The organism is Actinopolymorpha sp. B17G11 (assembly GCF_040196095.1).
Taxonomy (GTDB): Bacteria; Actinomycetota; Actinomycetes; order Propionibacteriales; family Actinopolymorphaceae; genus Thermasporomyces.
Genome location: NZ_JBEFTW010000038.1, coordinates 49,900 through 74,731 on the forward strand (window position 1 = coordinate 49,900; position 24,832 = coordinate 74,731).

The 24,832-nt window shown below is 65.9% G+C and carries 20 protein-coding genes; 9 read left to right on the plus strand and 11 right to left on the minus strand.

Annotated features, from left to right (window positions below; all coding sequences use genetic code 11):
• Nucleotides 1-946: 946 nt before the first annotated feature.
• The 7 genes from ABN028_RS29130 to ABN028_RS29160 form a co-directional block, all read right to left on the minus strand.
• A complete protein-coding gene (locus ABN028_RS29130; protein WP_349698824.1) occupies nucleotides 947-1,555 on the minus strand; it encodes a TetR/AcrR family transcriptional regulator in 609 nt (202 codons plus the stop codon).
• Nucleotides 1,552-3,057 (minus strand): FAD-dependent monooxygenase, encoded by a 1,506-nt coding sequence (locus tag ABN028_RS29135; protein ID WP_349698825.1) that lies wholly within the window; start codon nucleotides 3,055-3,057, stop codon nucleotides 1,552-1,554. Before ABN028_RS29135 ends, ABN028_RS29130 begins: the two co-directional genes overlap by 4 nt.
• Nucleotides 3,058-3,134: 77 nt before the next feature.
• Complete coding sequence (locus ABN028_RS29140; protein ID WP_349698826.1) at nucleotides 3,135-3,875, minus strand: Rv2686c family ABC transporter permease subunit; 741 nt, start codon at nucleotides 3,873-3,875, stop codon at nucleotides 3,135-3,137.
• On the minus strand, nucleotides 3,872-4,597 hold the full coding sequence (locus ABN028_RS29145) for a fluoroquinolone export ABC transporter permease subunit (RefSeq protein ID WP_349698827.1): 726 nt from the start codon (nucleotides 4,595-4,597) through the stop codon (nucleotides 3,872-3,874). The genes ABN028_RS29140 and ABN028_RS29145 overlap by 4 nt, the downstream gene beginning before the upstream one ends.
• On the minus strand, nucleotides 4,594-5,472 hold the full coding sequence (locus ABN028_RS29150; RefSeq protein ID WP_349331414.1) for an ABC transporter ATP-binding protein: 879 nt from the start codon (nucleotides 5,470-5,472) through the stop codon (nucleotides 4,594-4,596). The genes ABN028_RS29145 and ABN028_RS29150 overlap by 4 nt, the downstream gene beginning before the upstream one ends.
• Entirely contained in the window at nucleotides 5,469-5,960 is a 492-nt protein-coding gene (locus ABN028_RS29155) for a GbsR/MarR family transcriptional regulator (RefSeq protein WP_349698828.1), read from the minus strand. The genes ABN028_RS29150 and ABN028_RS29155 overlap by 4 nt, the downstream gene beginning before the upstream one ends.
• A 480-nt stretch (nucleotides 5,961-6,440) precedes the next feature.
• Nucleotides 6,441-7,166, minus strand: coding sequence for a GntR family transcriptional regulator (locus tag ABN028_RS29160; RefSeq protein ID WP_349331412.1), 726 nt, complete (start codon nucleotides 7,164-7,166; stop codon nucleotides 6,441-6,443).
• Here ABN028_RS29160 and ABN028_RS29165 point away from each other — a divergent pair.
• Genes ABN028_RS29165 through ABN028_RS29195 form a run of 7 tightly spaced genes read left to right on the plus strand, consistent with a single transcriptional unit; the run spans nucleotide 7,160 to nucleotide 15,614 of the window.
• Entirely contained in the window at nucleotides 7,160-8,518 is a 1,359-nt protein-coding gene (locus tag ABN028_RS29165) for a cation diffusion facilitator family transporter (protein ID WP_349698829.1), read from the plus strand. The genes ABN028_RS29160 and ABN028_RS29165 overlap by 7 nt on opposite strands.
• A gap of 15 nt (nucleotides 8,519-8,533) precedes the next feature.
• On the plus strand, nucleotides 8,534-10,228 hold the full coding sequence (locus tag ABN028_RS29170; RefSeq protein WP_349698830.1) for an ABC transporter substrate-binding protein: 1,695 nt from the start codon (nucleotides 8,534-8,536) through the stop codon (nucleotides 10,226-10,228).
• Nucleotides 10,229-10,244: 16 nt separating this feature from the next.
• A complete protein-coding gene (locus ABN028_RS29175; RefSeq protein WP_349331409.1) occupies nucleotides 10,245-11,222 on the plus strand; it encodes an ABC transporter permease in 978 nt (325 codons plus the stop codon).
• Nucleotides 11,219-12,166: an ABC transporter permease gene (locus ABN028_RS29180; protein WP_349331408.1), complete on the plus strand. Its 948-nt coding sequence runs from the start codon at nucleotides 11,219-11,221 to the stop codon at nucleotides 12,164-12,166. Before ABN028_RS29175 ends, ABN028_RS29180 begins: the two co-directional genes overlap by 4 nt.
• Entirely contained in the window at nucleotides 12,163-14,019 is a 1,857-nt protein-coding gene (locus ABN028_RS29185; RefSeq protein WP_349698831.1) for a dipeptide ABC transporter ATP-binding protein, read from the plus strand. Before ABN028_RS29180 ends, ABN028_RS29185 begins: the two co-directional genes overlap by 4 nt.
• Complete coding sequence (locus ABN028_RS29190; protein ID WP_349331406.1) at nucleotides 14,016-14,360, plus strand: cupin domain-containing protein; 345 nt, start codon at nucleotides 14,016-14,018, stop codon at nucleotides 14,358-14,360. The genes ABN028_RS29185 and ABN028_RS29190 overlap by 4 nt, the downstream gene beginning before the upstream one ends.
• Before the next feature lie 3 nt (nucleotides 14,361-14,363).
• On the plus strand, nucleotides 14,364-15,614 hold the full coding sequence (locus ABN028_RS29195; RefSeq protein ID WP_349331405.1) for a threonine synthase: 1,251 nt from the start codon (nucleotides 14,364-14,366) through the stop codon (nucleotides 15,612-15,614).
• 249 nt (nucleotides 15,615-15,863) lie between these two features.
• Here ABN028_RS29195 and ABN028_RS29200 read toward each other — a convergent pair whose 3' ends face one another.
• Together ABN028_RS29200 and ABN028_RS29205 are read right to left on the minus strand one after the other, a co-directional pair.
• Complete coding sequence (locus ABN028_RS29200; RefSeq protein WP_349698832.1) at nucleotides 15,864-17,069, minus strand: mandelate racemase/muconate lactonizing enzyme family protein; 1,206 nt, start codon at nucleotides 17,067-17,069, stop codon at nucleotides 15,864-15,866.
• Complete coding sequence (locus ABN028_RS29205; RefSeq protein WP_349331403.1) at nucleotides 17,062-18,219, minus strand: mandelate racemase/muconate lactonizing enzyme family protein; 1,158 nt, start codon at nucleotides 18,217-18,219, stop codon at nucleotides 17,062-17,064. Before ABN028_RS29205 ends, ABN028_RS29200 begins: the two co-directional genes overlap by 8 nt.
• A 573-nt stretch (nucleotides 18,220-18,792) precedes the next feature.
• On the opposite strand from ABN028_RS29205, the gene ABN028_RS29210 reads away from it, so the two are divergent.
• On the plus strand, nucleotides 18,793-19,980 hold the full coding sequence (locus tag ABN028_RS29210) for a M20 metallopeptidase family protein (protein ID WP_349331402.1): 1,188 nt from the start codon (nucleotides 18,793-18,795) through the stop codon (nucleotides 19,978-19,980).
• Between the two features lie 33 nt (nucleotides 19,981-20,013).
• Here the strand turns inward: ABN028_RS29210 and ABN028_RS29215 are convergent, their stop codons facing one another.
• Nucleotides 20,014-21,411: an endo-1,4-beta-xylanase gene (locus ABN028_RS29215; RefSeq protein ID WP_349698833.1), complete on the minus strand. Its 1,398-nt coding sequence runs from the start codon at nucleotides 21,409-21,411 to the stop codon at nucleotides 20,014-20,016.
• A gap of 407 nt (nucleotides 21,412-21,818) precedes the next feature.
• Here ABN028_RS29215 and ABN028_RS29220 point away from each other — a divergent pair, with 407 nt between their 5' ends.
• Nucleotides 21,819-22,613 carry an alpha/beta hydrolase gene (locus ABN028_RS29220; RefSeq protein ID WP_349698834.1) on the plus strand — a complete coding sequence of 265 codons (795 nt, stop codon included), beginning with the start codon at nucleotides 21,819-21,821 and terminating at the stop codon, nucleotides 22,611-22,613.
• Between the two features lie 47 nt (nucleotides 22,614-22,660).
• On the opposite strand, the gene ABN028_RS29225 is transcribed toward ABN028_RS29220, so the two are convergent.
• Nucleotides 22,661-24,559: a beta-L-arabinofuranosidase domain-containing protein gene (locus ABN028_RS29225; protein WP_349698835.1), complete on the minus strand. Its 1,899-nt coding sequence runs from the start codon at nucleotides 24,557-24,559 to the stop codon at nucleotides 22,661-22,663.
• Nucleotides 24,560-24,832: the final 273 nt, after the last annotated feature.

A 24,832-nucleotide genomic window follows, 5' to 3' on the forward strand; every position in this document is an offset into this window, starting at 1 on the left:
GTCGCGAAGTGTGGCTCGGCTGCGGTTGTGGGGCTTGTTCTTCAGGGTGTTGAACACGACTCGGGCGAGTTGGGCTCCTCGTGGACGGCCGTTCCCCTGCTACGACCTGCCTCGTTCCGACACGCCCACCAGTAGCGCCCGCGGATCCGCCGGGTTTCCGAAGGTCTCCACGCACAACTCGACGCCGTTGACCTTGATCCGCATTCCGCACCTTCTGGTTCATCGGCTGGTACGAAACCGCGCCCGGACACCCATCGCAACGGCCTCTGAGAGACAGACCACCTTCCAGCGCAAAACTCATCGGTCGGCAACGGATGTAGGTGCCTCGTCGAGGCACACGCGACGCCGACAGGTTCGTGGTCGGCCTGCCCTCCGCGTGCCCAAGCCAGGGTCGATCATGGTCCGCAGCGGTCAATGACGGTCACAAGGCGCCGACTCGAGCGCGGCTACGATCCACGCTCAGCGCAGCGGGAGGCACCGAAGGTCCTTTGCAAGGTGGGGGTAGGGCAAGGCCCAGCGCGCAACCTGTGTGCAACAAGCAGCTGGACGGACCTGGACTGGCCTGGACAACCGAGGGCCGGAAAGGTCGATCCCGAGCTCTGAACGAGCAAGCCGTGGACTGATCTGGACAAGTGACGATCGGTTCCTCAACCGTGTGTCGCAGGTTCGAATCCTGCCGGGGCACACTGCCGGGGCACACTGCCGGGGGCGCCTGTGATCTCTCAGGAGATCGGAATAGCTGCGCGCACTCGACCGAGCCCAACTCGTCATCTTCGGCTACGAGTCCGGACTCGTCACAGCTCATCCCCGACACTGCTGACCGTTGCGACGTGCAGGTGGGAGCCCACCACCTGCGTTAGCGAGTCGACCGCGCACCAAGCGGCGCCCTGTGTCAGCGGCGGCCCAACCCCTGGAGCTCCGTCGGGGCACGGTGCGAAAGGGAGCTTCAGCTGCCGGGGAGCAGTCCGATCCGCCGGTAGATCTCCTCGAGGTAGCGTCGCATCTCCGTGGCGTCGGGTGGGTCCGGTTGGAGGACGCGGTAGACCACGGCGCCGGCCATCATGTCGATCAGCACGTCCAGGTCGGCGTCGGGTGGGACCGTGCCCGCCCGTTGACCTTGTTCGAGCATTGCGCTCGCGGCCTTGCGCCGGGGCAGGATGTAGTGCTTCCAGTACGTCGCCATCAGCGATGGGTGGCTCACACTGGACCCGAGGATGCGCGCCACCAACGCACGGAACTCGTGGCTCGCCGCCAACTCGGCCGAGGCGTCCAACGTGCTCTCCAGGAGTTGCTGAGGATCGGCCCGCTCCAGCTCCGCGTTCGAGGGCCAGTCGCGGTGCTCCTCGATCATCTGCTCGATCGCGTGTGCGGCCAGCGTTTCCTTCGACGACCACCGGCGGTACACGGTCAGCTTGCCGACGCCGGCGCGCTTGGCGACCTGCTCGATGCTCATGCCCTCGATGCCGCGCTCGACGAACAGATCGAGCGCGGCGCGCAGGATGGCGGTGTCCACCTCGGGGTCGCGCGGGCGGCCGCGGCCACGCGGCTGCGTCATCGGGTTGCCCGCCCGTGGAGCAACGCGTTCTCCAGCCAGCGGTCCAGCCCGGCCGCGTCGCTGCCGCGCCAGGCCAGGTGGGCGTCCGGCCGTACGAGCATGGCCTGGTCACGGTCATAGCGAAGCATCCCGACATGATCGCCGAGCCGCTGTCCGGCGATCGCGTCGAGGTCGTCGCCCTCGCCGGCGGGTGGCATCAGCAGGGCCCACCGCCGGCCGAGCTCGGCGTGTAGCCGGGACGCGGTGCCGTCCGGACGTACGACCGGCAGATCCGGCACGCGGTCGCCTGGCCGCGGCTTGGGCCCGCCCCGGTTACCGAGTGGGCCCTTCCGGTAGCTCACCCAGAGCTGGGACGTGGTGTAGGTGGTCCAGCGCTGGACCAGCGAGAGGTTGAACAACTTCACCACAACCCGATCGCGCAGGAACCGGCCGAACGGGTTGCTCGCGACGTTGATCCTGGTCACGGTGCTCGTGCCGCGCAACACGTCGGTCGCGAGCGGCCGGCGCTCGGCCTGGTAGGTGTCGAGCAGTCGCTCGTCCGCCAACTCGCGCACGATCAGCGCGAGCTTCCAGGCGAGGTTCTCCCCGTCGCCGACGCCGGTGAGCATGCCCTGCCCACCGAACGGAGCGTGCGCGTGGGCCGCGTCGCCCGCGAGCAGGATCCGGCCCTGCCGGTAGCGCTCTGCCAGCCGGCGGTGCACGGTGAACAGCGAGAGCCATTCCGCGTCGCCGATGTGGACGGCTCGTTCGGAACGTTCGGGCAGGATCTTCCGGAATCGCTCGAGAATCTCATGCTCGCTGGGCTTGTCGTCGTACCCAGGGTCGTAGGCGATCAGCCGCCACAGGTCGTTGCGACCGTCCGGGTCGGGCATCGGCATCGCGCCGAGCATGCCGGTGGGATGGATCCAGCCGGTCGTACCGCTGCGGTCGAGATCCCAGTCGAGCCGCAGGTCGGCCAGCAGGAACCGTTCGCTGAGCTTGACGCCGGGGAAGCCGATGCCGGCCAGCTTGCGCGTCGTGCTCCCGGTGCCGTCGCAGCCGACCAGCCAGGAGGCTCGTACGGTGCGCCCGTCGCTCAGGGTCGCGACCACGCCGTCGGGCTCCTGCCGGGCGTCGACGAGCGCGGTGCCCCATTCCGGCGCGCCGCCGAGCTGTTCGAGTCGGTCGCGAAGTGCGGCCTCGACCCTGGACTGGGACACGACCATCGGCGGAGCGGCGGTCCGCAGGCCCGGATCCCCGAACTCCAGCCTCGCGATCGGGCGATCGCCGAGGTACGTCGTGATGCGCATCGCCCGCAGCGACTCCTCCGGCAGTCGGCCGAGCGCACCGAGCCGGCCGAGCACCTCGGACCCGCGCGCGTGCAGGAAGTTCGCCCGCGACGTGACGGCCGGCCCGGGCGCGCGATCGATCAGCCGGACGCGCACGCCGCGCAGCCGTAGACCGCAGGCCAGCGTCAACCCGGTCGGGCCAGCACCGACCACCAGAACCTGGGTGGTGTCCATCTCCGCTCTTTTCATTTACGAGACGGCATCGATATGTAAATCGTATCATCTCGTTCGTCTCGGAGACGCGTCGCTCATCAGGCTTGCGCGGATCTGCCGAGCCGGCGGAGCAGAACGTAAGCCAGCAAGGAGTTGAAGGCGATCCCGCCGACGATGTACGGCCAGTAGGTCGCGCCCTCGGCGGCGAGCCAGTAGGCCTTGGCGGGCCAGTACGTCGGCAGCAGCCCGAACAGGAGTTGCGCGGGCGAGTCCAGCCACCAGGGGATGATCGGCAGTCCGAACAGCAGCATGCCGATCGCGCGCATGACGGCCAGGCCTTCGACCTTGTTGCTGGCGACGGCTGGCATGAGCAGTCCGACGACGGCGGCGCCGGTGCCGCAGACCAGCCCGATCGGGACCGACTTCAGCACGAGGTCTGCCGGTACCTGCATGGTGAGCGCGAGCGCGGCGACGATCGAGACCGCGGAGACGAGCGTGGTCACGGCAGCGCGGTAGAGCGGGTAGGTGAGCGGTGGGATGGGCGCGACCCGCAGTGCCGCGAGAGTGTGCTGATCCTTGTCGTCGAGCAGCATCAACCCGCACAGGGCGCCAAGCACGGCGATCGGGCCGACGATGACGAACCCGCTCACGATCAGCACGTGGTACGGCGTCAGGTCGAAGGCGTACTGCCGTTGCAGGAAGTTGGTCAGCGGCGGCAGGAACCACATGGCGAGGGCGTAGATGAACGGTCCCAACCCGACACCGATCATGATGGTGTCACGCCGAACGCTCTTCAGGTCGTTGCGGCCGAACGCCAGGACCGCTTGCGTTGTGCTCACGCGCCTCCCCCCTTCGCCACGACGTAACGGTCGAAGACTTTCCGCGCGAGCCAGGCCAGTCCCACGATCCACAGCAGCTGGTACGCGAGCGCGTACGCCACCTGCCAGCCGCTCAGATCGAGCTGGCCGAACGCGGATCCCAACATCAGCAGGGATCCCTGGGTCGGGAGCAGGTAGAACACGGGATGGTCCCAGATGCCGGTGTAGGCCAGAAGGGGGACGTTCAGCACAGCGATCACACCCGTGGACGGGATCAGCCAGTCGGTCATCGACGGGAACGGTGCCGCGGAGATGAGTCCGCAGAGCAGGAACAGCAACGTGCACAGCACGACGGCCAGGAACAGCATGCCCGGGTCGAACGCGGCGCCCGCTCCGCTGACGCTCACCACACCGGCCGCTACCAGGCTGAGCAGACTCAACGTGGCAAGCTTGCCGGTCAGATAGTGCCCGAACCGCACCGGCGTGGACAGCAGGGCGAACAGGGTGCGTTCACCCTTCTCGAAGAACACCGCGCCGGCGATGAAGAAGAACCCGATCAGCACCGAGTCGCCGAACACGATGTACGGCATGGCCGTGAGCTTGAGCCCGTCCGGGATGAGAACGACGACGACCTCCCACAGCACGATCGAGAACGCCGTGGCGTAGAAGAATCCGTAACGCCACTGCAGCCGCAGGTCCAGCTTGACCACAGCGCGGAGAGGCCGGACAACCGAGGTGATCATTGCAGTGTCCGTCCGGTGAGGTCGATGAAGACGTCTTCCAGGCTGGCCTCCTGGCTGTGTATGGCCTGGACCTGCCGGTTGCGTACCAACGTCGCGAACGTGTCGTCATCGGCGAGTGTGTCGATCGGAAAGTCCTTGTACTGCAGCTCTTCGACGGTCGATGTGCGGTAGCTGACGCGGACTGTGCGTTGGCTACGGCGTACCTTGTGCTCCTCTGGAGTGTCGAGCGCGGCGATCTGCCCGTCGACGACGAACGCCACCCGGTCACACAGCTGGTCGGCGGTGGTCATGTCGTGCGTGGTCAGGAACACGGTGCGGCCCTCGGCGCGCAGCTCCCTGATGATCTCCTTGACGATGCGGGCGTTGGCCGGATCCATGCCCGAGGTCGGCTCGTCGAGAAACAGCAGCCGCGGCTTGTGCAGCAGGGCGCGGACGAACACCAGGCGCATCTGCATGCCCTTGGAGTACTTGCCGACCCGGAGGTTCGCGTGCTCAGCGAGCCCGACCCGGTCCAGCAGCGCCATCGGGTCCTCCTTCTCGCCGGGGTACAGCGAGGCGAAGAACTCCAGATTCTCCAGCCCGGTCAGCTTTTGATAGTGGTTGGGCAGCTCGAACGAGACGCCGATGCGCCGGTAGTACTCGGACTTCCACGCCGCTGGCGGCTTGCCCCACACGCTCACCGCTCCGCCGTGGCCGGACAGCAGGCCGATCAGGATCTTCTGTGTCGTGGACTTCCCGGCGCCACTGGGGCCGAGGAACCCGAACACCTCGGCCTCCTCGACGCAGAAGCTCATCCCGCGTACGGCCGGCTCGGCCGACTTCGGGTAGGTGAACGTGAGACCGTCGACTGCCACGACAGGGTTGGCAGCGCTCATGACCCCGACTCCTCAGAACTGGAAGTTGTCTTCCCGGTTCGCCACCTGGCAGCGATCCGGGCGTACTCGACCTCGAGGAACGCGTACATGTCGCGCATCTGGCGAAGCCGTTGTGAACGGTCGTCGCCACCGTCTTCGTCGAGTTGGCCGAGCATCTCCAGGCCACGGTCGGCCAGCTTGTGCCATTCGGCGGCCTGCTTGGCCTTCTCCTCGGCCTCGTGCAACCAGAAACCGGGCCGGAGCCGGTAGTAGGTGCGACGCGAGCCGGGCTTCGCGTACCGCTCGACCGCACCGGCCCGGACCAGCATCTGCACGGCCATGCTGATCGACCCGCTGCTGACCTGCAGCGCGGCCGCCAGCTCATCGGCCGACTGATGCGGTGGATCGCAGACCAGCAGCCAGCCGAGCACCCGGCCCGGCATGCGCGGCAGCCCGACCCCGGCGAAGTAGAGCCCGATCTCCTCGACGTACTCCTGCAACTCGCCCATGCGAGCAAGCAAAGCCAGTGCTACTCAGAAGTTTCAATAGTTTTTGAAACTATCTCACGAGCCGGACAGCATCAGAGCGCGTCGAGCAGAACGGACAGGTCGCACTTCCATCCTGCCGCCAACGACCTACCCCTCCCTCACACCCCGGTCCGCGTCACCCATGCGGTCAGGATCCCGAGCTGGTAGAGCGTCAGCGCAAGCCAGGCCACCATGTTGGTCGTCCGTTCTGGGTGTTGATTACCAGCCGAGCTTCATCCGGTGTGGCTCGCGGGCTCGACCTGGAGGGTTGCGTGTGCGATGCCGTGGTGGTCCCGGAGGATCTCGCGGACGCAACGGTTTGCGGATGCCCGATCGGCACCATCCGCTCACGCTTCCGCTCTTGCGCCGAGCTCATCGACGCGCTTACGCATGTCACCGTGGCAAGACGCCAATCGGTAGCCCCGGCTCTCAAGACGGGTCAGGCTCAGGATTACCCCGGCCTTATCGCGGTTGAGCGATGTTGACGCTTCCGAGCGCGGCGTGTCGGGGATCCATCAGCCGGGAAACGAGCGCATCAGCGACGCGTCGGCGGCTCTCCTCGATCTGCGCGATCATGATCTCCCTCGCCCGGGCGGAGTCCCGCTTGACGATCGCGTCGAACAGGTCGTGATGCTCCTCGTCAGGCGGTGAGTTGGCGTCCCGCGCGCTGACGCTGAGGAAGATCAGCCGCTGCATCTGGGCAAGGAGATCGCGCACGGAGCGCGCCAGCCGCGGATTGCCGGAGCACTCGGCGATCGCCGCGTGGAACCCCAGGTGGTCTAGGAGGTACTGCTCGTAGGTCGCGGCATCATCCGGCCTCCGTGCCGCATGGGCGAGGGGATGGAGCTCCTGAAGGGCTTCATCTGAGGCGCGCGCGATGGCTAGCTCGACAGCGGCCGGCTCCAGTATCAGCCGAAGCTCGAACACGTGGTGCACGTCGTCGAGCGTGATGGGCGCGACGCGGTATCCCTGCCGCGGCCGCACCTCGACGAGTCCGTCGTGCACCAGCCGCCTGAGGGCCTCACGAATGGGGGTTCGTCCGAAGCCGGTCGACTCTGCGAGGTTCGCCTCGCGGAGTTCGGCTCCGGGCGCGAGATCGCAGATCAGGATCTGGTGCCTGAGGTGCGCGTACGCCTGATCGGTCACGGTGCGCCCGTCGCGCGGCTTAACCAAGTCTTGACTTGCCACTACATCAGCGTAATGTACGCGCTGATACATTACAAACCACATCAGGAGAGTTCACACAGATGGCGGAGCGCGACGTGAGCCATGAGCACCCAGATCCAGCGGCAGAGAGTGCCGGAGGAACGTCGGTCAGTGATATCCCGGCCGCATCAGCGCCACATCACCGTCACGGGCATGGAGGCGGGCACGGCCACGCGGATGGGCATGGGCACGGCCACGGGCATGGACACGGCCACGGGGATGGGCACGGGGACGGCCACGGGCATGGGCACGATCACGGGACTGGTTGGAAGGCACGGCTGAAGGATGCGCTGATCCCGCACTCCCACGACGCCAACGAGTCGATCCAGTCCGCGGAGGAGGCGAGAGGGGAGGGCATCCGCACCGCGTGGATCGGTCTGGCAGGGATGATGGCGACCGCGATCTTGCAGATCGTGATCTTCGCTGCCTCCGGGTCACTGGCCCTCCTTGCCGACACCCTGCACAACCTCGGGCACGCCGTGACCACGATTCCGTTGGTCCTGGCGTTCAGGCTCGGTCGCCGGAAGCCAACCGAGAGATATAGCTACGGCTATCGGCGAGCGGAGGATCTCGCCGGGGTCTTCATCTCCCTCGTGATCGCCGCATCCGCCGCGCTGATCATCTGGGAATCAGTACGAGGGTTGATGGAGCCGCGTCCGTTGTCCAACCTGGGCTGGGTGTTCGCTGCCGGGTTGGTGGGTGCCGCGGGTAATGAGATCGTGGCGATCTACCGGATCCGGTCGGGACGGCGCATCGGTTCGGCTGCGCTGATTGCCGAGGGTCAGCATGCTCGGGCGGATGGCCTTACCTCGATCGCGGTGGTGGTCGGCGTCATCGGGGTATGGCTCGGGTTCCCCCAGGCCGATGCGCTGATCGGGCTCCTGATTGCCGGCGCGATTCTGTGGATCCTCGTCAACTCGCTGCGCAGTATCGTTCGCCGCCTGATGGATGGCGTCGAGCCGGGCATCGTCTCCGCCATCCGCAACACCGCGGCCTCGGTGACCAAGGTTGTGCGGGTCGGTCGGGCTCGGGCCCGCTGGAGCGGTCACCGGTTGGAGGGTGACGTCGAGATTTCCGTCGACGCAACGCTCAGCATTCTCGACGGACACCGGGTCGCGGAGGAGGTACAGCATGAACTCCTGCACAGCATCCGCCACCTGGAGCATGTGACCGTACACGTGAATCCGGTTGTGGACGGCCATGAACCACCCGAGCTCCACGAGCTCAGTGCGCACCATGCGAGCCAGGAGGCGCGGGCACGCTACCTGGCGCGCAAGAAGGAGATGGCGACATCCGACGTCGCGGACTCCAAATCCACTTCTGTGATCACGTGATGGAAGGAAGGCGTGATGACACTAACGCGACGAGTGGCACTTCGAGCGGGAGTGCTTTCTGCCGGTGCGTTGCTCACCGGTTGTGCGACGCCTAAGGAGACCACGGGATCCGCCGCTAATGTGGCGCGACCGATCGCCGAAGACCTCGCCGGTCGAAAGCCCGTCCCTTCGTTCCAGCTGTTGACCAAGGTCGCCTCTGAGGATCCGAGCCGGTACGAACAGAGCCGATTGATCGTCGAAGCCTGGCAGGACGCGGGCATCCCGGTCGAGCTGACGGCGATACGCGGTGCGGAGCTGACCGCGAGAACCTTCACCGGCAAGGACTTCGACGTCTCGGTGACCACATACGACCCGACGGCGGAGCGGCTTGACCCCGACAACTTCTTGAGCCGCTTCTACTCTGCGAACGCGACCGCTGAGGGCTCGAACCTCAGCCAGTACGCGAACGAGGATTACGACAAGCTCTACGAGGCTCAGCGTGGGGCGATCGACGAGTCGGAGCGGATGCGTCTGGTCGCACAGGCACAACAGATGCTCTATCAGCAACAGCCTGCCCGACCCATCGTCCACATGCTCATCGGCGGTGCCTACCGCTCAGACCGCTGGGACCGCGTGACCAAAGCCGCCGGCAGCCCGGTCGCGAACATCTGGAACCTGCTGTCCGCTACACCGAAGACCCCCCGCCGCGGGTTGGTCCTCGGTACGACGTTCGAACCACCCTCGTTGAACCCAGTCAGCGTCGAGGTCAGCGAGGCTCAGATTCCGCTGTCGTACATCTATGACAGCCTGGTCAGGATCGGGCGGACCGGCGCAGTCGAGCCGTGGGCGGCGACCAAGGTGGCCGTGGACGGCGCACGGATCACGGCAAAGATCCGGACCGGCATGCGATTCAGTGACGGCAACCCGGTGATGCCTGGTGATGTCGCGTTCACCATCGACTACCTGAAAAAGCAGGAGTCTCCGCTCTTCGCGAGCAAGCTGGAGATCGTCTCTTCGGTCGAGGTGGACGGGGACGCGGTCGTGATCACGCTGACCGCACCGTCAGCGTCGTTCGTCCCCGTCGTGCTGACTCAGCTGCCGATCCTTCCCCGTCACGTGTGGGAGAAGGTGAGCGATGCGGCGCGGTACGCCAACGATGAGCCGGTGGGATCGGGTCCGCTCACCTTCGGCTCCCGGCGGCTCGGTGACCAGTTGGTGTACACCGCCAACCGCCAGCACTTCGCTGCCCCCAAGGTCGACAGCGTGACCTTCGCGGTACTGGGAAGCCTCGAAGCGGAGATCGGCGCGCTGGAAAGCGGCGAGATCGACATGCTGGGTGACTTCATGAGTGCAACCCTGCTCAAGAAACTGGCGGCAACAGACGGCGTTGAGGTCATGTCTGTCGAGAGCCATGGCTGGGTGGGCCTTCACTACAACGTGAGCCGCAAACCGTTCGACGACCGGCACTTCCGGCGTGCTCTGTCGTTCCTGGTGCCGTCGCAGGACATCATCGACGTCGTGTTCGAAGGTGAAGGCAATTCGGCCGGCTCGGTGATCGCACCCAGTACTAAGTGGTACGACAAGCCTCTCAAGGCCTTCCCGACAAGCCAGAAGACGGCCATGGCTGAACTGCGCAAAGGCGGATACGCCTTCGGGGAAGACGACCGCCTCTACTTCCCGTCGTCTTCGACCGACCGGCGGATCTACGACTCCAAGCAGGCCGGCTCCTAAGAGCGAGGAGTGCTGAATGGCACTGGCTCGATACGCGTTGTCCAGACTGGCTTTGATGGCCGTGACGATCGCGGTGCTCGTACCGGCGACGTTCCTGCTCTTCCGGGCGGTTCCGGGTGATCCGAGCGCCGCCGTCATCGGGCCGAATCTCGACCCGTCGGTGCAGGATGTGCTCCGGGAGCGGTATGGCGTCGACGAGCCGGTTGCCGCGCAGCTCGTCAAGTACGTCGGCCGGCTGGCGCGGGCCGACCTGGGGGTTTCGTTCCAGTACAAACAACCGGTCGCCGAAATCCTGACAGGCAAGCTCTTCAACACCGCGGTGCTGGTGGTGCCGGCGATCGTGTTCGCCCTGCTGCTTGGCACCGCGATCGGTGCGCTGATCGCGGCGTCGCGGCACGGTTGGATCGACCGGCTGGTGCGTAACTTTGCCTTCTCTGTGAAGGCGGCGCCGATCTTCTGGACCGCCTCGCTTGCGGTGCTGCTGTTCTCCCTACACCTTGGCTGGCTGCCATCGGTGGGAATGCGGACGCCCGGACAGGGAGGCGCCACCGGTTTAGCCGCCGTCATGTCCACAGACTTCCTGTGGCACCTGGCGCTTCCGCTGGCAGTGATGACGCTGTTCTTCATGCCGGAGCCGCTATTGACGATGCGTACGGCGATGAAGGAGAACCTTCACGAGGACTTCATCGAACTCGCTCGAGCGCAAGGACTCTCGAAGCGGAGCATCATCTACCGGCACGCGGCGCGGAACGCGCTCCTGCCGGTGGTGACGTTGATGCCGGCGTTGACGGGTGTGCTCATCGGCGGGCAGGTGATCGTGGAGACGGTCTTCTCCTGGCCCGGGATGGGTCGAGAGATCGTCAATGCCGTCAACACCTACGACTATCCGATGATGCAGGGCGTCTTCCTGCTCACCGGCCTGTTGGCGGTCACTGTCAACACGACAGTCGACATTCTCTACGCCTACCTGGATCCGAGAGTGAGGCTGGCATGACCACGCAGACCGTGCCGACGCCGCCAGCCGCACCGCCGGCACCGGTGCGAAGAGGCCGGCTGCGACCGGGGCGGCTCGGCAGTGCGGCGCTCACTGTTCTTGGTGATCTGTGGCGGGCGCCGGGGGGCAAGGCGGCCATCGTCTTGCTGGTGGGTTTCGTCGTGGTCGCGGCGCTCGCCCCCGTGCTTGCGCCGTACGGCCCGCTCGACCGGATCCGCGGTGTCGACGGACGACTGGATCGGCTGCTCGCGCCGAGTCTGGAGCATCCGTTCGGCACCACGAACTTCGGGCGGGACATCTTCAGCCAGGTGATCTGGGGGACGCGGCGAACTCTGTCGGTCGGTGGTGTTGCCGCCCTTGTCACGGTGGTCATCGGTGTCAACGTGGGCTTGATCGCCGGCTACTTCGGCGGCAAGGTCGATGCCTTTCTCATGCGGCTGACCGACAGCGCCTACGCGATCCCCTTTCTCCCGTTCGCGATCGTATTGGTGGGGGTTCTCGGACGCTCCGACGTCGTGCTGGTCCTTGCTGTCGCCTCGCTGTTCTGGCGTACGACGGCGCGAGTGGTGCGCTCGCAGGTACTCACCTTGAAGGAACGACCATTCGTCAAGGCGGCGGTCGTCGGCGGCGCGACCGGCCGGCGCGTCGTCTACACCCACCTCGCGCCGAATGTCGTGTCTCTCGCATTGCTCTACGGCATGCTGCTGGTCGCCGAAGCAGTGCTCGCCGAGGCCAGTCTGAGCTTCCTCGGGCTCGCTCCCACCGATTCGGTGTCGTGGGGCACCGTGATGTTCGACGCCTTCACCTCCCAGCAGATGCGGACCGCCTGGTGGTGGGCGCTGTTTCCCGGGCTCGCCATCATGCTGTTTGTCCTTGCCGTATCCCTGCTCGGTCGGGCCTACGACGCCGTCCAGAGCGGCCGGAGAGAGATGAGGCTCGGATGAACGCACCACTGTTGGACGTCCGCGACCTCACGGTCGACTTCGTGACCACTGACGGCTCGGTGCGCGCGCTCGACACGCTCTCCTTGACACTCGAACGCGGCGAGACCGTCGGACTCATCGGCGAGTCCGGGTCGGGAAAGACCACCGCCGGTAAGGCGATCCTGCAGCTGCTGCCGTCGAGTGCGCAGACGACCGGTAGCGTCCGGTTCCAGGGACAGGACCTCGCGACCGCGCGGCCGGCGGACCTGCGACGGCTGCGCTGGCACGAGCTCGCCTTCGTCCCGCAGGCGGCGATGAACTCCCTCGACCCGGTGCACCGCGTCGACCGGCAGTTGATGGAGGTGCTGCGTACACACACGTCGATGTCCCGGCGACAAGCGGCCACCGCGGCCCGCGAGGCGCTGGAAGGCGTGGGGATCAACGCCGACCGCGCCTCCGACTATCCGCACCAGTTCTCCGGTGGCATGCGTCAGCGGGCACTGATCGCAATGGCGACGATGCTCAAGCCCGCACTCTTGATCGCGGACGAACCCACCACCGGACTCGACGTCGTCGTACAGGACCGGATCCTGCAGGTGCTGGAGACCACCAAACGCGAACTCGGGCTGGGCCTGCTGCTGATCACCCATGACCTGGGTGTCGCCGCCGAACTGTGTGATCGGGTGTACGTGCTGCGCGAAGGCCAGACGGTCGAAGCCGGCGCGGTACGGAAGGTCTTCGGTCGGCCGGAACACCCGTACACGCGAGAGCTGCTCGACACCGCACTGCCGGCCTCGGAACGGCCGGCTGGAGAAGCCAGGCCGGAGCCGGCAGTTGTCGTCGACAGCGCAGCGATCCGGTACGCGACCGGGCGAGGAGTCGCGGCCCTGGCCCGCCGGCACGAGGTGGCGGCAGTCGAAGACGTCAACCTGAGCATCGGCACGGGCGAGGTCTTCGGCCTGGCAGGGGAAAGCGGCTGCGGCAAGAGTTCTCTCGCATCGGCGCTGGTCGGCCTGGCACCCCTTGCGGCGGGTGGAGCAAGGTTGGCGGAAACCGACCTCACCGCATTGTCCTCGCGCGAATGGCGGACCGTCCGGAGCAAGATCCAGATGATCTTCCAGGACCCGTTCCAGTCGTTGAACCCCCGCTTCACAGTGGAGCGGGCCGTCGCCGAGCCGCTGCTAGCCCAAACCCGCCTCGATACCACCGAGTTACACGAACGCGTCCTCTGGGCGCTGGAGTCCGCCGAGCTCAAACCGGTCGAGCGCTACCTGACCCGCCGGCCCCACCAACTCAGCGGCGGTGAACGGCAGCGGGTCGCGATCGCACGTGCCCTCGTCGTACGCCCACAGGTGCTGCTCGCCGACGAGCCGGTGTCGATGCTCGACCGCTCGATCGGGCGAGGCGTCATCGACCTGCTCCGCCGGCTCGCCACCGACCTCGGGGTCGCCATCCTGCTGATCTCTCACGACCTGTCCGTACTCGCGCGCGCCTGCGACCGGCTCGGCGTGATGTACCTCGGCCGCCTGGTCGAGGTCGGGCCGACCCACGAGGTCCTCCAGCAGCCCCGCCACCCCTACACCCGCGCCCTCGTCCAAGCCGTACCGTCACAGGACCCCACAACCAACCGGCCACACCTCCTGCTGCCCGGCGAGCTGCCATCAGCCCTCAGCCGACCGGACGGATGCGCGTTCCACCCACGCTGCAAACGCGCCGACGCGGGACCCTGCCGAACAGCGGTGCCGCAACTGCACGGCACCGACCACCAGGTCGCCTGCTGGCACCCCAACGACGGCGCGACCCAACCCAACGGACAGCCACAGCACGGCCAGACGCAGGGCAACGGCCAGACACAGAAGGGATCCACCGCATGACCGTCCACGTGACCCGCACTGACAACATCGCGGCCGACACCAACGATAGGCGGAGCATCTGGCGACTCCTCAACTCCTCGACGGTGCCCGGCCTTGACACCGCGTCAGCCAGCGTCATCTCGTACCAACAACGGCCCCCAGACGCCCAACTCGGTGGCACACACGACTTCGCCGAGTTCTACTACGTCATAAGCGGAGAAGGAGTCGTCGCCTCAACCGGCACGATATCGCCGATCCGGGCCGGCGATGCGTTCATCATCGAAGCCGGCACCGCACACAGCATCTGGTCCACCTCCACCGAACCCGTCACCACCTTCTACGTCGGGCTCCGGGGTCGGTGACCGATGCACCACACCGACTCGCTTGCGACCGGTCAACGCTCCCTTGGCGACACAGCTGTCAGCTATCCGCTCTGGCCGCCACAGACGGCCGGCTGTCCGAAGACCAGCTCCACGGATGTCGCCTACCCCCTCGAGGTCACCTATGCCTACGAACGGGTGCCAGCCGACCTGTTCACACAGCCGGTGGCGCCAGGCCTCGTCCGCTGGGCACCGCTGCTACCACCACTAGCGCCCGGGCTCGACCTCGGTGAAGGCGGCACACCGCTGCTGTCCCTGCCGTCGCTCGCCGCGTACGCCGGCACCGACGCCGAGGTCATGGTCAAGGACGAGAGCCGTAATCCCACCTGGAGCCACAAGGACCGGCTCAACCTGTGTGCGGTCAGCGCCGCCGCCCTCTCCGACTCTCCCGGTGTCGTCGTGGCCTCGGCCGGCAACCATGGTGCATCAGCGTCGGCCTACGCCGCTGCGGCCGGTCTGCCGTGCGTCCTCGTCACCACCGCCAACGGCCCGCCCGCCGTGCAGACCTTCGTGTCCGCGTACGGCGCGACCGTACTCCCCGTCCCACGAGAAGCACGTTGGGACGTCGTACGCATGATCGTCGAACGGCTCGGCTACCACCCGGTCAGCAACCGCACCGTCACGCACACCGGTCACCCGTTCGGACCCGAAGGCTACAAGACCATCGCCTACGAAGTCTTTCTCCAGCTGGGCCGCCGAGCGCCGGGCGCGGTGTTCGTTCCGACTGGGTACGGCGAACTGCTCTACGGCGTGTGGAAGGGCTTTGTCGAGCTTAGCGACCTGGGCCTCTCGGGCAACGTGCCCCGGATGTACGCCTGCGAACCCGAACAGCGAGGCCCGCTCGCTGCCGCACTGCGTTCCGGCGTCCCTGCCGCCCACGTCGAGGCCCGACCGACAACGGCGTACTCCATCGGCTGCACAACCAGCGGTTACCGCGGAGTCCTCGCCGTGACAGGAAGCGGCGGTGAGGTGCTCCTTGTCACCGAATCCGAGATCGCGCAGGCGGCCCGAGCCATGGCGAAGACCGGCGTGTGGCCCGAGACATCCGCGGCAGCCGGCCTTGCCGGTCTACGCCAGATTGCGCACAGCATGCCAGAGCACTACGGGCCGATCGTGTGTGTCTCGACATCCAGCGGATTCAAGAACCACGACGCCTGCCACACCCAACTGCAGGCCGTCGAGCCGACATGGGACGCGGTCGCCCACCGGCTCGCGCACGCTGGCCTGCTGCCCTGACAACGCACACCCGCTACCGCGGACAGGCCTGACTGGTCGCGTTTGGTCCAACCTCAGCTGATGTCGACACTGCTGCCGTCGGATGAGCGGGAGGAGCAGGTGCCCGTCGGGGTCAAGTAACTGAGACCATCAGTCCTGGAAGTTGAGACCACCGGCAGCATCGCTCTGGGCGCCGTACTCGTCTGGAGAGACGCCGATCGAACGAGCCAACATGCCGCGGGTCACAGTTCACTGTTGCGGAGTGCCGCCTCACCAGTTGGTGTGAGAGCCGTCGGGCCTTCGAAGGTGGGGTACCTCATAGGTCGGATCCGTGACGGCCAGCTTGAGCTGTGCCTCATCGACGTCGATCCCGAGGCCCGGGCGGTCGGGTACGGGGTATGCAGCTCCGTCAAGGTGCAGCCGGTCGATGAAAACGGGAGATTCTTGAGAGGTATTTCGTTCGCCGGAAGTCTCTCTGCACTCTAGCCAGGAGTGGTTGGGTATCGCTGCGCACAACTGGACGATCGCGGCTGTGCATATCGGGCCCAGAGGGTTGTGGGGCATGAGATCCACATAGTGCGCTTCGCACCATCCGGCAACCTTCACCGCCTCGGTGAATCCACCCACGTTGCAGATGTCGAGCCGTGCGTACTGTGCGATGCCGCGCTCGACGTAAGGCAGGAACTGCCACTTCGATGCGAACTCCTCGCCGATGGCGAAGGGGACATTCGTGAGGGTCCGCAAGCTCTCGTAAGCCTCTGGCGACTCATCTCGGATCGGCTCCTCGAGGAAGTCCAGGGTGCCTTCGGGCATTCGCTGGCAGAAGGATGCTGCCTCGGCCACGCTCAGCCGGTGGTGGTAGTCGATTCCCAGCACCGGCTCGGGGCCAAGTGCCTCCCGTGCTGTCGTAAGCCGGGCTGCCGTGCGTGGTATGCAAGCGCGCGGGTCGTAGACGCTACGGTCGTCGCTGTCACCTCCGCTCATCGGCAGCCGCAAGCATCGCCATCCCTGTTCGATCAGCGCCTGCGCGCGCTCGAGGAGTTCGGGAAGCTCCCTGGCTCCAACTGACGCGAACGTTTCGACTCGATCTCGCTGGCGACCGCCGAGGAGCTCGTAGACGGGCACACCGAGCGCCTTTCCTTTGATGTCGTAGAGGGCGATGTCGATCGCCGACATCGCACACGCAAGCACCCGTCCGCCTTCGAAGTACTGGCTTCGGTACATCTCCTGCCACAACGCACCGGCCTGCATGGGGTCGCGACCGACAAGGAAACCCGCGTAGTGCTCGATGGCGCCGGACACTGCCCGCTCACGGCTTGTTAACCCAGACTCACCCCATCCGTGGATACCCTCGTCGGTAGCCACTTTCACGAGCAGCTGCGGTCGGCCACCGTTTGTTCCGAGGACGTACGGCGTGATGCCGGTAATCTTCATCTGCTCCCCCAGTCGGCTAGAGATGGGCGTGAGGTCAGCCATGGAAGCCGTCCTGAGCGCGTGCCCGAAGGTACTCCCGGTTGAACTCCACTCCCAGCCCTGGGCTGGAGGGCAATTTCAACCTGCCGTTGGCATTGTCCAGCGGCGTCTCGAGAAATTCGCTGTAACCTGAAAGGTCGTACCTACTGGACTCTATGCGGTAGAAGTTTGGCACTGTAGCCATCACGTGGCCACCTGCAATGAGGTTGACCGGGCCGGCGGCGTCGTGCGGTGAGATCGGCACGTAATAGGCCTCCGCCAGCGTCGCAATCTTCTTCAGCTCAGAGATACCGCCGGTCCAGGTAACGTCGGGCATCACAAAGTCGGCGAGCTGGTTCTCGAGAACTGGTACGAAGTCCCAGCGTGTGTGCAGCCGCTCCCCCACTGAGATCGGTGTGCCCACCCGCTCGCGGACCTGCTTGAGCGCGTGATAGCTCTCCGGCGGCACCGGTTCCTCGTACCAATGGATGCCGCCGATCCGGTCGAGTGCCTGGCCGAGCCTGATTGCCGTGGGAACGTCGAACCGGCCGTGGGCGTCGATCAGGATCTCGACATCGGGACCGGCGGTCTCTTGGATCAATGTGACCAACTCCATGGCCTGCCGCTCGTCGGCGCGGCTGAGACTGCCGTCGAGGTATTGGTCGTTGGCCCGAGGGACGCCCGGTGCGTGGGGGAACGGGTCCACCTTGATGCCGGTGTGCCCGGAGTCGACGATCCTGCGGATCTCGTCGACCACGCCGTCGCGAGTCGCGAAGCGCCTCTGGTCTGGGTGAGTGTAGATCAGTAGGTCGTCGCGGACCGGGCCTCCCAGCAGGTCGCAGACCGGCTGGCCGAGTGTTTTGCCCCGGATGTCCCATAGGGCGATGTCGATCGCGCTGACGACGTTCGTGCCAGCGCCGCGGCTACCCATATAGGTGAATGCTCGGAACAGCTTGTTCCAGACGCCTTCTATCCTGGCAGGATCGTCCCCTACGAGCAGGTCGTTTGTCTGCCGGACCATTGCAGCGATCCCGCGGTTCGCCGTGCGCGTGGTGGTCGTAATCTCGCCCCACCCACTGGTCCCCTCGTCCGTCCGCACCTCGACGAACAAGAACTCGCCCCAGGACGAAGCCGTCGAACTGACGAGCCAAGGAACCACTTCAGTAATCTTCATCGGGAGAGCCGCCCCTTCTGAGAATTGGCAACCGCTGAGAAACGCAGCTGTACCGACCGCCTTGAGGAATGCACGGTCTCATTGGTGTCCGGGTCGCATCGTGACCGGCAACGGAAACCTGCGGGGCTGCGACGACTTCTACGAGCAGCTGCATCCCGCGATACGCTACGTCCCTCCGCTCCCGGTCACCGCGCAGCAGGGACGCGACGTGGTCGAGATTCTCGAGCTAGCACTCGCCTCCTCCCGCGCCGGAGGACCCGGCAACCAGCACCGATCCGCGCGGCCGGACGACTGGGACAAGCATCCACAGAAGCCCTGTACACCGTCCGATCCTGGCCGGTGCCCTGACGTGGCTCGTCTCCTCCGCCAAGCAGGGATGCCGTGCTGGTCTGGTCCTCGGTGTGACCATCGGTCGTGGAAACCATACAGATGTCGCCACGAGTCATTCGAGAACGATCAGTTCATGTGCTCTGCATGCTCATCTCTCTCGGACCGACGATCGCGACATCGTTCGCCGTAGGATCGTTCCCGTCTGCGTGGATGACCGCTCGACTCCGGCGACAGGGAGACCCGATGAGCCTTCGAGACGACGCATTCGAGCTTGCCGACCAGCTGACCGCGCTGCGCCGCGAGCTGCACCAGATCCCCGAGATCGGCCTGGACCTGCCCAAGACCCAGGCGCACGTGCTGGCCGCACTGGAGGACCTGCCGCTCGAGATCAGCACAGGCACCGGCCTGTCGTCGATCACCGCGGTCCTGCGTGGCGGCCGGCCCGGACCGGTCGTTCTGCTCCGCGGCGATATGGATGCGCTGCCGGTGACTGAACTCTCCGGCGAGGAGTTCACGTCCCGCCACGAGGGCGTCATGCACGCCTGTGGTCACGACCTCCACACCGCAGGGCTGGTCGGCGCCGCCCATCTTCTCTGCGCCCGTCGGGAGGAGCTCGCCGGCGATGTGGTCTTCATGTTCCAGCCCGGCGAGGAGGGCTTCGACGGAGCCGGCCTGATGATCGAGGAAGGCGTGCTCGAGGCGGCCGGCAGACCTGTCGAGGCGGCGTACGGCCTGCACGTGTTGTCGGGGCTCGTCCCCCGAGGTGTCTTCGCGTCTCGGCCCGGGACCTTGCTGGCGGCGTCCAACGGTCTCTTCGTTCGGGTCGTCGGATCCGGTGGCCACGGATCCGCCCCGCACACCGCGCTCGACCCGGTGCCGGCCGCGTGCGAGATGGTGACCGCGCTGCAAACGATGGTCACCCGCAGATTCGACGTCTTCGACCCGGTAGTCGTCACCATCGGGTCGTTCCACGCCGGTACGCGCCGCAACATCATTCCCGACGACGCTTCGTTCGAGGCCACCATCCGTACCTTCTCCGCAAAGGCACTGGACCAGGTAGCCGAACACTCCGTGAGGCTGTGCGAGGAGATCGCGACCGCACACGGACTGCGCGCCGACGTGCGCTTCACCCGCGAGTACCCGGCCACCGTCAACCACAACACCGAGCACCAGTTCGCAGCCGAAACCATCCGCAAGGTCTTTGGAGAGGAGCGGTTCGACGAGCTGGCCAACCCGCTCACCGGAGCCGAGGACTTCTCCAGGGTGTTGGAACGCGTACCCGGCGCGTACGTCTTCCTCGGCGCCTGCTGCAGCGACGATCCCGACACCGCGCCCGCCAACCACTCACCACGAGCCGCGTTCGACGACACCGTGCTCCCTGACGCAGCCGCGCTGCTCGCCGAACTCGCAGTCAGACGACTGGTCCGATAGCACGCTTTCGCACCGTCAACTGGGCCGCCTTTCCTAGAGCCCCACGTCCGACCGGCCGGCCGCGTCCATGATGAGTTCCCGCTCTCCGAGGCTGATGAGCTTCGACGCGACCAGTGCGCTGGTCACGTCCTGAACGTGCTGCAGGAACGCGTCGTGGCTCTCCCAGTCGCGGTCGTCGCGGATGAGGTCGTTGATCGTGCAGCCCTCTGCGTTCATCCGGTTCCGCACCCGGCTGTCGACCTTGCCGACCACCACTGTCTCTCGCAGGTCGTCGTGAACGCAGGGACCGGCGAGGGTGAGGGTGGCGTGGAGTGCTTGGTAGGCGGGTTTGGGTTGGTAGGTGGTGTCGAAGAGGGTGGCTGCTCCCCATCCGGCGCGGTGGCCGGGGATCCAGGAGTAGTTGTCGGTGAAGCCCCAGACGGTGTAGCGCTCGCAGCCTGGTGTTTGTAGGCACATCTGCATCAGGGCGGTGTAGCCGTAGGCCTGGGCGTGGAGTTTGACCGAGTCTGGTGGCATGGGCATGCCGAGGTCGGCTTCGGTGATCGTTGTTTTGAGTCCGAGGTCGGAGAATTTGCGCAGGTTGGCTGCCAGGTGGGGCAGGTCGTAGGGCTCGGTGACTCGGCTCATGTAGCCGTTGATGGAGAAGTGGCCTTGGACTCCTACGCCGTCGATGGGGACGCCGGCGTCGACGAGGTTCTTGACGAGTTGGTAGTAGCCGGTGTGGCGTTGGTAGTGGTCGAAGTCGCCGTCGGTGGGGTTGGACCATTCGACGTTGTAGTCGTTCAGGTACAGCTTTGCGTCGGGGTCGGCCTGGTGTGCCCAGCGGAAGGCGTCGGCGATGTAGTTGGGGCCGAGGTGTTGATAGAAGATCGATTGGCGCAGGCTGCCGTCGTCGGCCATGGGTTCGTTGACGACGTCCCAGGCTTCGACGCGTCCCTTGTAGTGGCTGACCACGGTCTGGATGTGGTCCTTGACGATCGCGCGGAGTTCGTCGTCGGTGATGTCGCCGGAGGCGACTCCGTCGGTGAGCCAGGTGGGGAGTTGGTTGTGCCACAGGAGGGTGTGGCCGTAGACGGCCTGGTCGTGGTCTTCGGCGAAGTCGACGATCTCGTCGGCGGGTCCGAAGGTGAAGACGCCTTGCTGCGGCTCGAGGCTCTGCCACTTCATGGCATTCTCGGCGGTGACGGAGTTGAACTCCCGCGCCAGCGTCTCCCGGTAGGACGAGTCATCACGCAAAGCATCGACCGCGACAGCACTACCGATGCGTACGCGTCGCGGACCCACGTCGCGTAACCCGTCGCGTTTTGCTGCCCGGTCGCCGCTGGTCGCTGTGGTGACGGAGGCCTTGGCGGACGTCCCGATCGTGGCGACGACCGCTGGTGCGAGAGCCAGGGCCGAAACACCGGCGACGGTGACGAGAGTCCTTTTCATCCGAGCGGGCGACCTGAGCACAGCGACCTCCTCTGGGGCAAGGCGGGCTTGACGACGTCGTTCGGCAGCGGGTTGCTGGGCGATTCGACCTCGCGGATCGTCGCGACGACCGGCTCTCCCCATCTGGACGCGGACACCGATGTGTGTCACGCGCCCAGAGCCCCATGACGTCGGAGGTCGGCTTGGAGTATGAGATCCGCAATCTGAACGTGTCAAGGAATCTTCCGTCCGCGGACGCGACCGAAACATTCGAATCCGATGGTGTCATTGGCGCCGGCTGACGTCGGCCAAGCTTCGGACGCGGACTTCACGTGGCGCCCTGGACAGACTCCGCGCCTGAGGTCAGGCTGGCGTCGGCGGAGACGTCGAGTGTCGTTCCGACAGGTTGGGAAAGGGAAGTCGCGCTGATGGAGTACGCGTACACGAAGGATTCTGAGCCTCAGGCGGACGTGCCGCGGGGCGAAGTGACCCACCATGAGTGGCAGAGCGAAATTTTCGCCGGAACCGTCCGTGACTACTGGCTCTACGTGCCCGCGCAGTATCGTGCGGACACTCCGGCCGCTCTCATGGTGTTCCAGGACGGTCATGCCTATCTGGCCGAGGACGGCCAGTTCCGCGTCCCCGTCGTGTTCGACAACCTCATCCACCAGGGGGACATGCCGGTCACGATCGGCCTCTTCATCAACCCCGGCCACGCCGGCGAGGCACCGCCCGCGACACCGTGGCAGAGCACCAATCGAAGCCTCGAGTACGACTCGATGTCGGAGACCTACGCGCGCTTCCTGATCGAGGAGATGATTCCCGAAATCGAGAAGACCTGCCGGATCTCTCCGGATCCCAAACAGCGCGCCATTTGCGGGCTGTCCTCCGGCGGCATCTGCTCGTTCACCGTGGCCTGGCAGCGGCCGGATGCTTTCCACCGGGTGCTCAGCCACATCGGCAGCTTCACCGACATCCGCGGCGGCCACGAATATCCCACCTACATCCGGAAATGGGCCAAGCGCGACATCAAAGTATTCCTGCAGGACGGCGAGAACGATCTCGACACACCAGCCGGGAACTGGTGGCTCGCCAACCAGCAGATGGCGGCCGCGCTGAAGTTCCGGGGATACGACTACACATTCGTTGGTGGCACGGGCGCCCACGACGGCAAGCACGGCGGCGCGATCCTGCCCGAGTCGCTACGGTGGCTGTGGGCGTAAGGAGCTGACACCGAGCGCGAGGAGCCTGCGGTGAGCCGAACGCACCGTCAAGCAGGGCGAATGGGAAAGTAGATCGAATAGGTCTGGTCGGTGACCTCATGAAGGGGGATGAACCGGAAACCTCGATCCTGCCCTTGCGTCCGGTAGGTGTGGGCGCTCCACCAGCTGTGCCCCCGTTCGCGGTCAGGCCGCAGCACGGCTTGAGGGTTGCGCACATCCGCGACGAGGGCTCGTTCCTCCTCCACCAGGCCAGCCAGAACGACTGGCCCGTCGGTGAAGGCGACACTGCCGGGCTGGCCGGGTAGTGGGTGTGCCTTGAGCTCGGAGGTGAAGCCGACCTCGATCATCTCGTCGGACCATCGGCGGCGGAGTATGAGGAAGTCGCCGTCCTGGTTGCCGGCGACACCTTGCCCGTCGATCGTGAGGGTTGGCGTCGAGACGGCCCAGTCCGGCACTCTCAGCTTTACAGCGAAGGTGGCGGGCCGCTCGGTGCGCACCCTGATCCGGATCAGCGACGTTGACGGACGCTCTGCGGGTGCCGGGGGGACGTGCAGGTGTTGGATGCCTTGGTAACCCTCGTCAGTGCGCCGTTGACCGAAGACCAGACCACTCCGTGGGTCGGGGGAGATCGTGATCTCCACACGCCCTACCGAAGTGCTCAAGGTCGCCGATGCCGGCACGTACTGTCCAAGACGTAGGTCAGCACCGTCGAGGTGGATCCCGGCGCCGAGATAGCTGGCGTGCGCTTGCATCAACGTGCCGTGGCAGCACCAGAAGTCACGCGTGGGATGGCCCCATCGCTTGTGGCTTCCGGCCTCGAGAGGGAGGAAGTAGGCGACCATTCCGGTCTGCCTGTTCTGCTGTGCCAGGACTCCGTTGATCAGGTTCCGCTCCCAGTATGCGGCGTAGTCGGACTCGCCGGTCCAGCGATACAGGTAGTCGGCGACCCGCATCATGTTGAATACCGTGCAGTGCTCCTGTACGTCGTGGAGCCGTGCCACTTGCTGAAAGGCCGGCTGCCAGATCTCGGCGCTACTGCTGCCGCCGGTGATGTACGTCCCGCGGCTGATGATCGCCTGATCCCAGAATGCCTCCACGATGCGTCGCCACTCGACATCGCCGGTGACCTCGTACGCTCTCGCGCAGCCGAGGATCTCCGCGATCTGGGTGTTGGCATGCTTGTTGGTGAGCACGTCTTCGCCAGCCAGGAGGGGTTCGAAGAATCGTCCGCGCCGATAGCGCTCGATCAACGCCAGATGCGTGCTTTCGCCGGTCAGCCCGTAAAGGCCCGCCCAGACCTCCAGCATCCCGCCGGTCTCCCAGTCCAGAATGTCGTCGAGCTGCTCACGACTGAAACCACCGGTCCAGCTGTCGAACCAGTTCGCCGCGGCACGGACAATCTCGAACGCAGTTTCGTTGCCGCCAAGGGTGGCCATGTCCAACAACCCGGCAAGCAGCTTGTGGATGACGTACTGCGGCGCCCACACCCGATGGCCGGCAGCGATCCGCTCCAGGTACTTCTCGGGGAACGGCGCGATCCACCCACCACCGTTGGAGTGCTGGCACCTTGCCAGCTCCGCCACGATCAGGTCGGCGGTGGCATCGAGGCGCGGGCGCTGACGGCGGAGCTGGGCAGCCGCCGACAGCCAATGGCCCAGGATGTGGCCGCGCAGCTCCGACGTCGGCGCCTCCCAACCCCAATGCCATGTCTGGGGACCCGCAGGGGCAGCCGATCCGGCCGTCGGCTCAAGTGTTCCAGACCAACTCCAGAGGCCCGCCTCGAAAAGGTACGGACGTAGCAGGTTCTCCGGCCGGAGGCTCTCCAGGTAAGTCAGATTGAGAGCACAACGCTCGTACAGCACGCCCTCGCCCAGCGTCACGTCCGCGAAGGAGGGGCGTTCAAGGACCCCCGTCGCGCGGTCTCGCCGCCGTTCATGCGGCGTCATCACAACCATCGTCTCTCCTCACTCCGGCTCGCTACCACGCCAAGTTGCTGATCCTGCACTGGTTCTCAATCGCCGGGGTGACCGCTCCCGTGCGCCTGCGAATGCCGTCGTCATCGCGAGAGTGTCAGCCTTTGATGCCGGTGAGTGTGACGCCTTCGATGAAGTAGCGTTGGAGGAAGAAGAACAGGGCGATGATGGGTGCGATCACCGCCGCGGATGCGGCCATCAGGTAGCCCCACTGCGCGGTGTAGACGCTCTGGAACGACGCCAGGC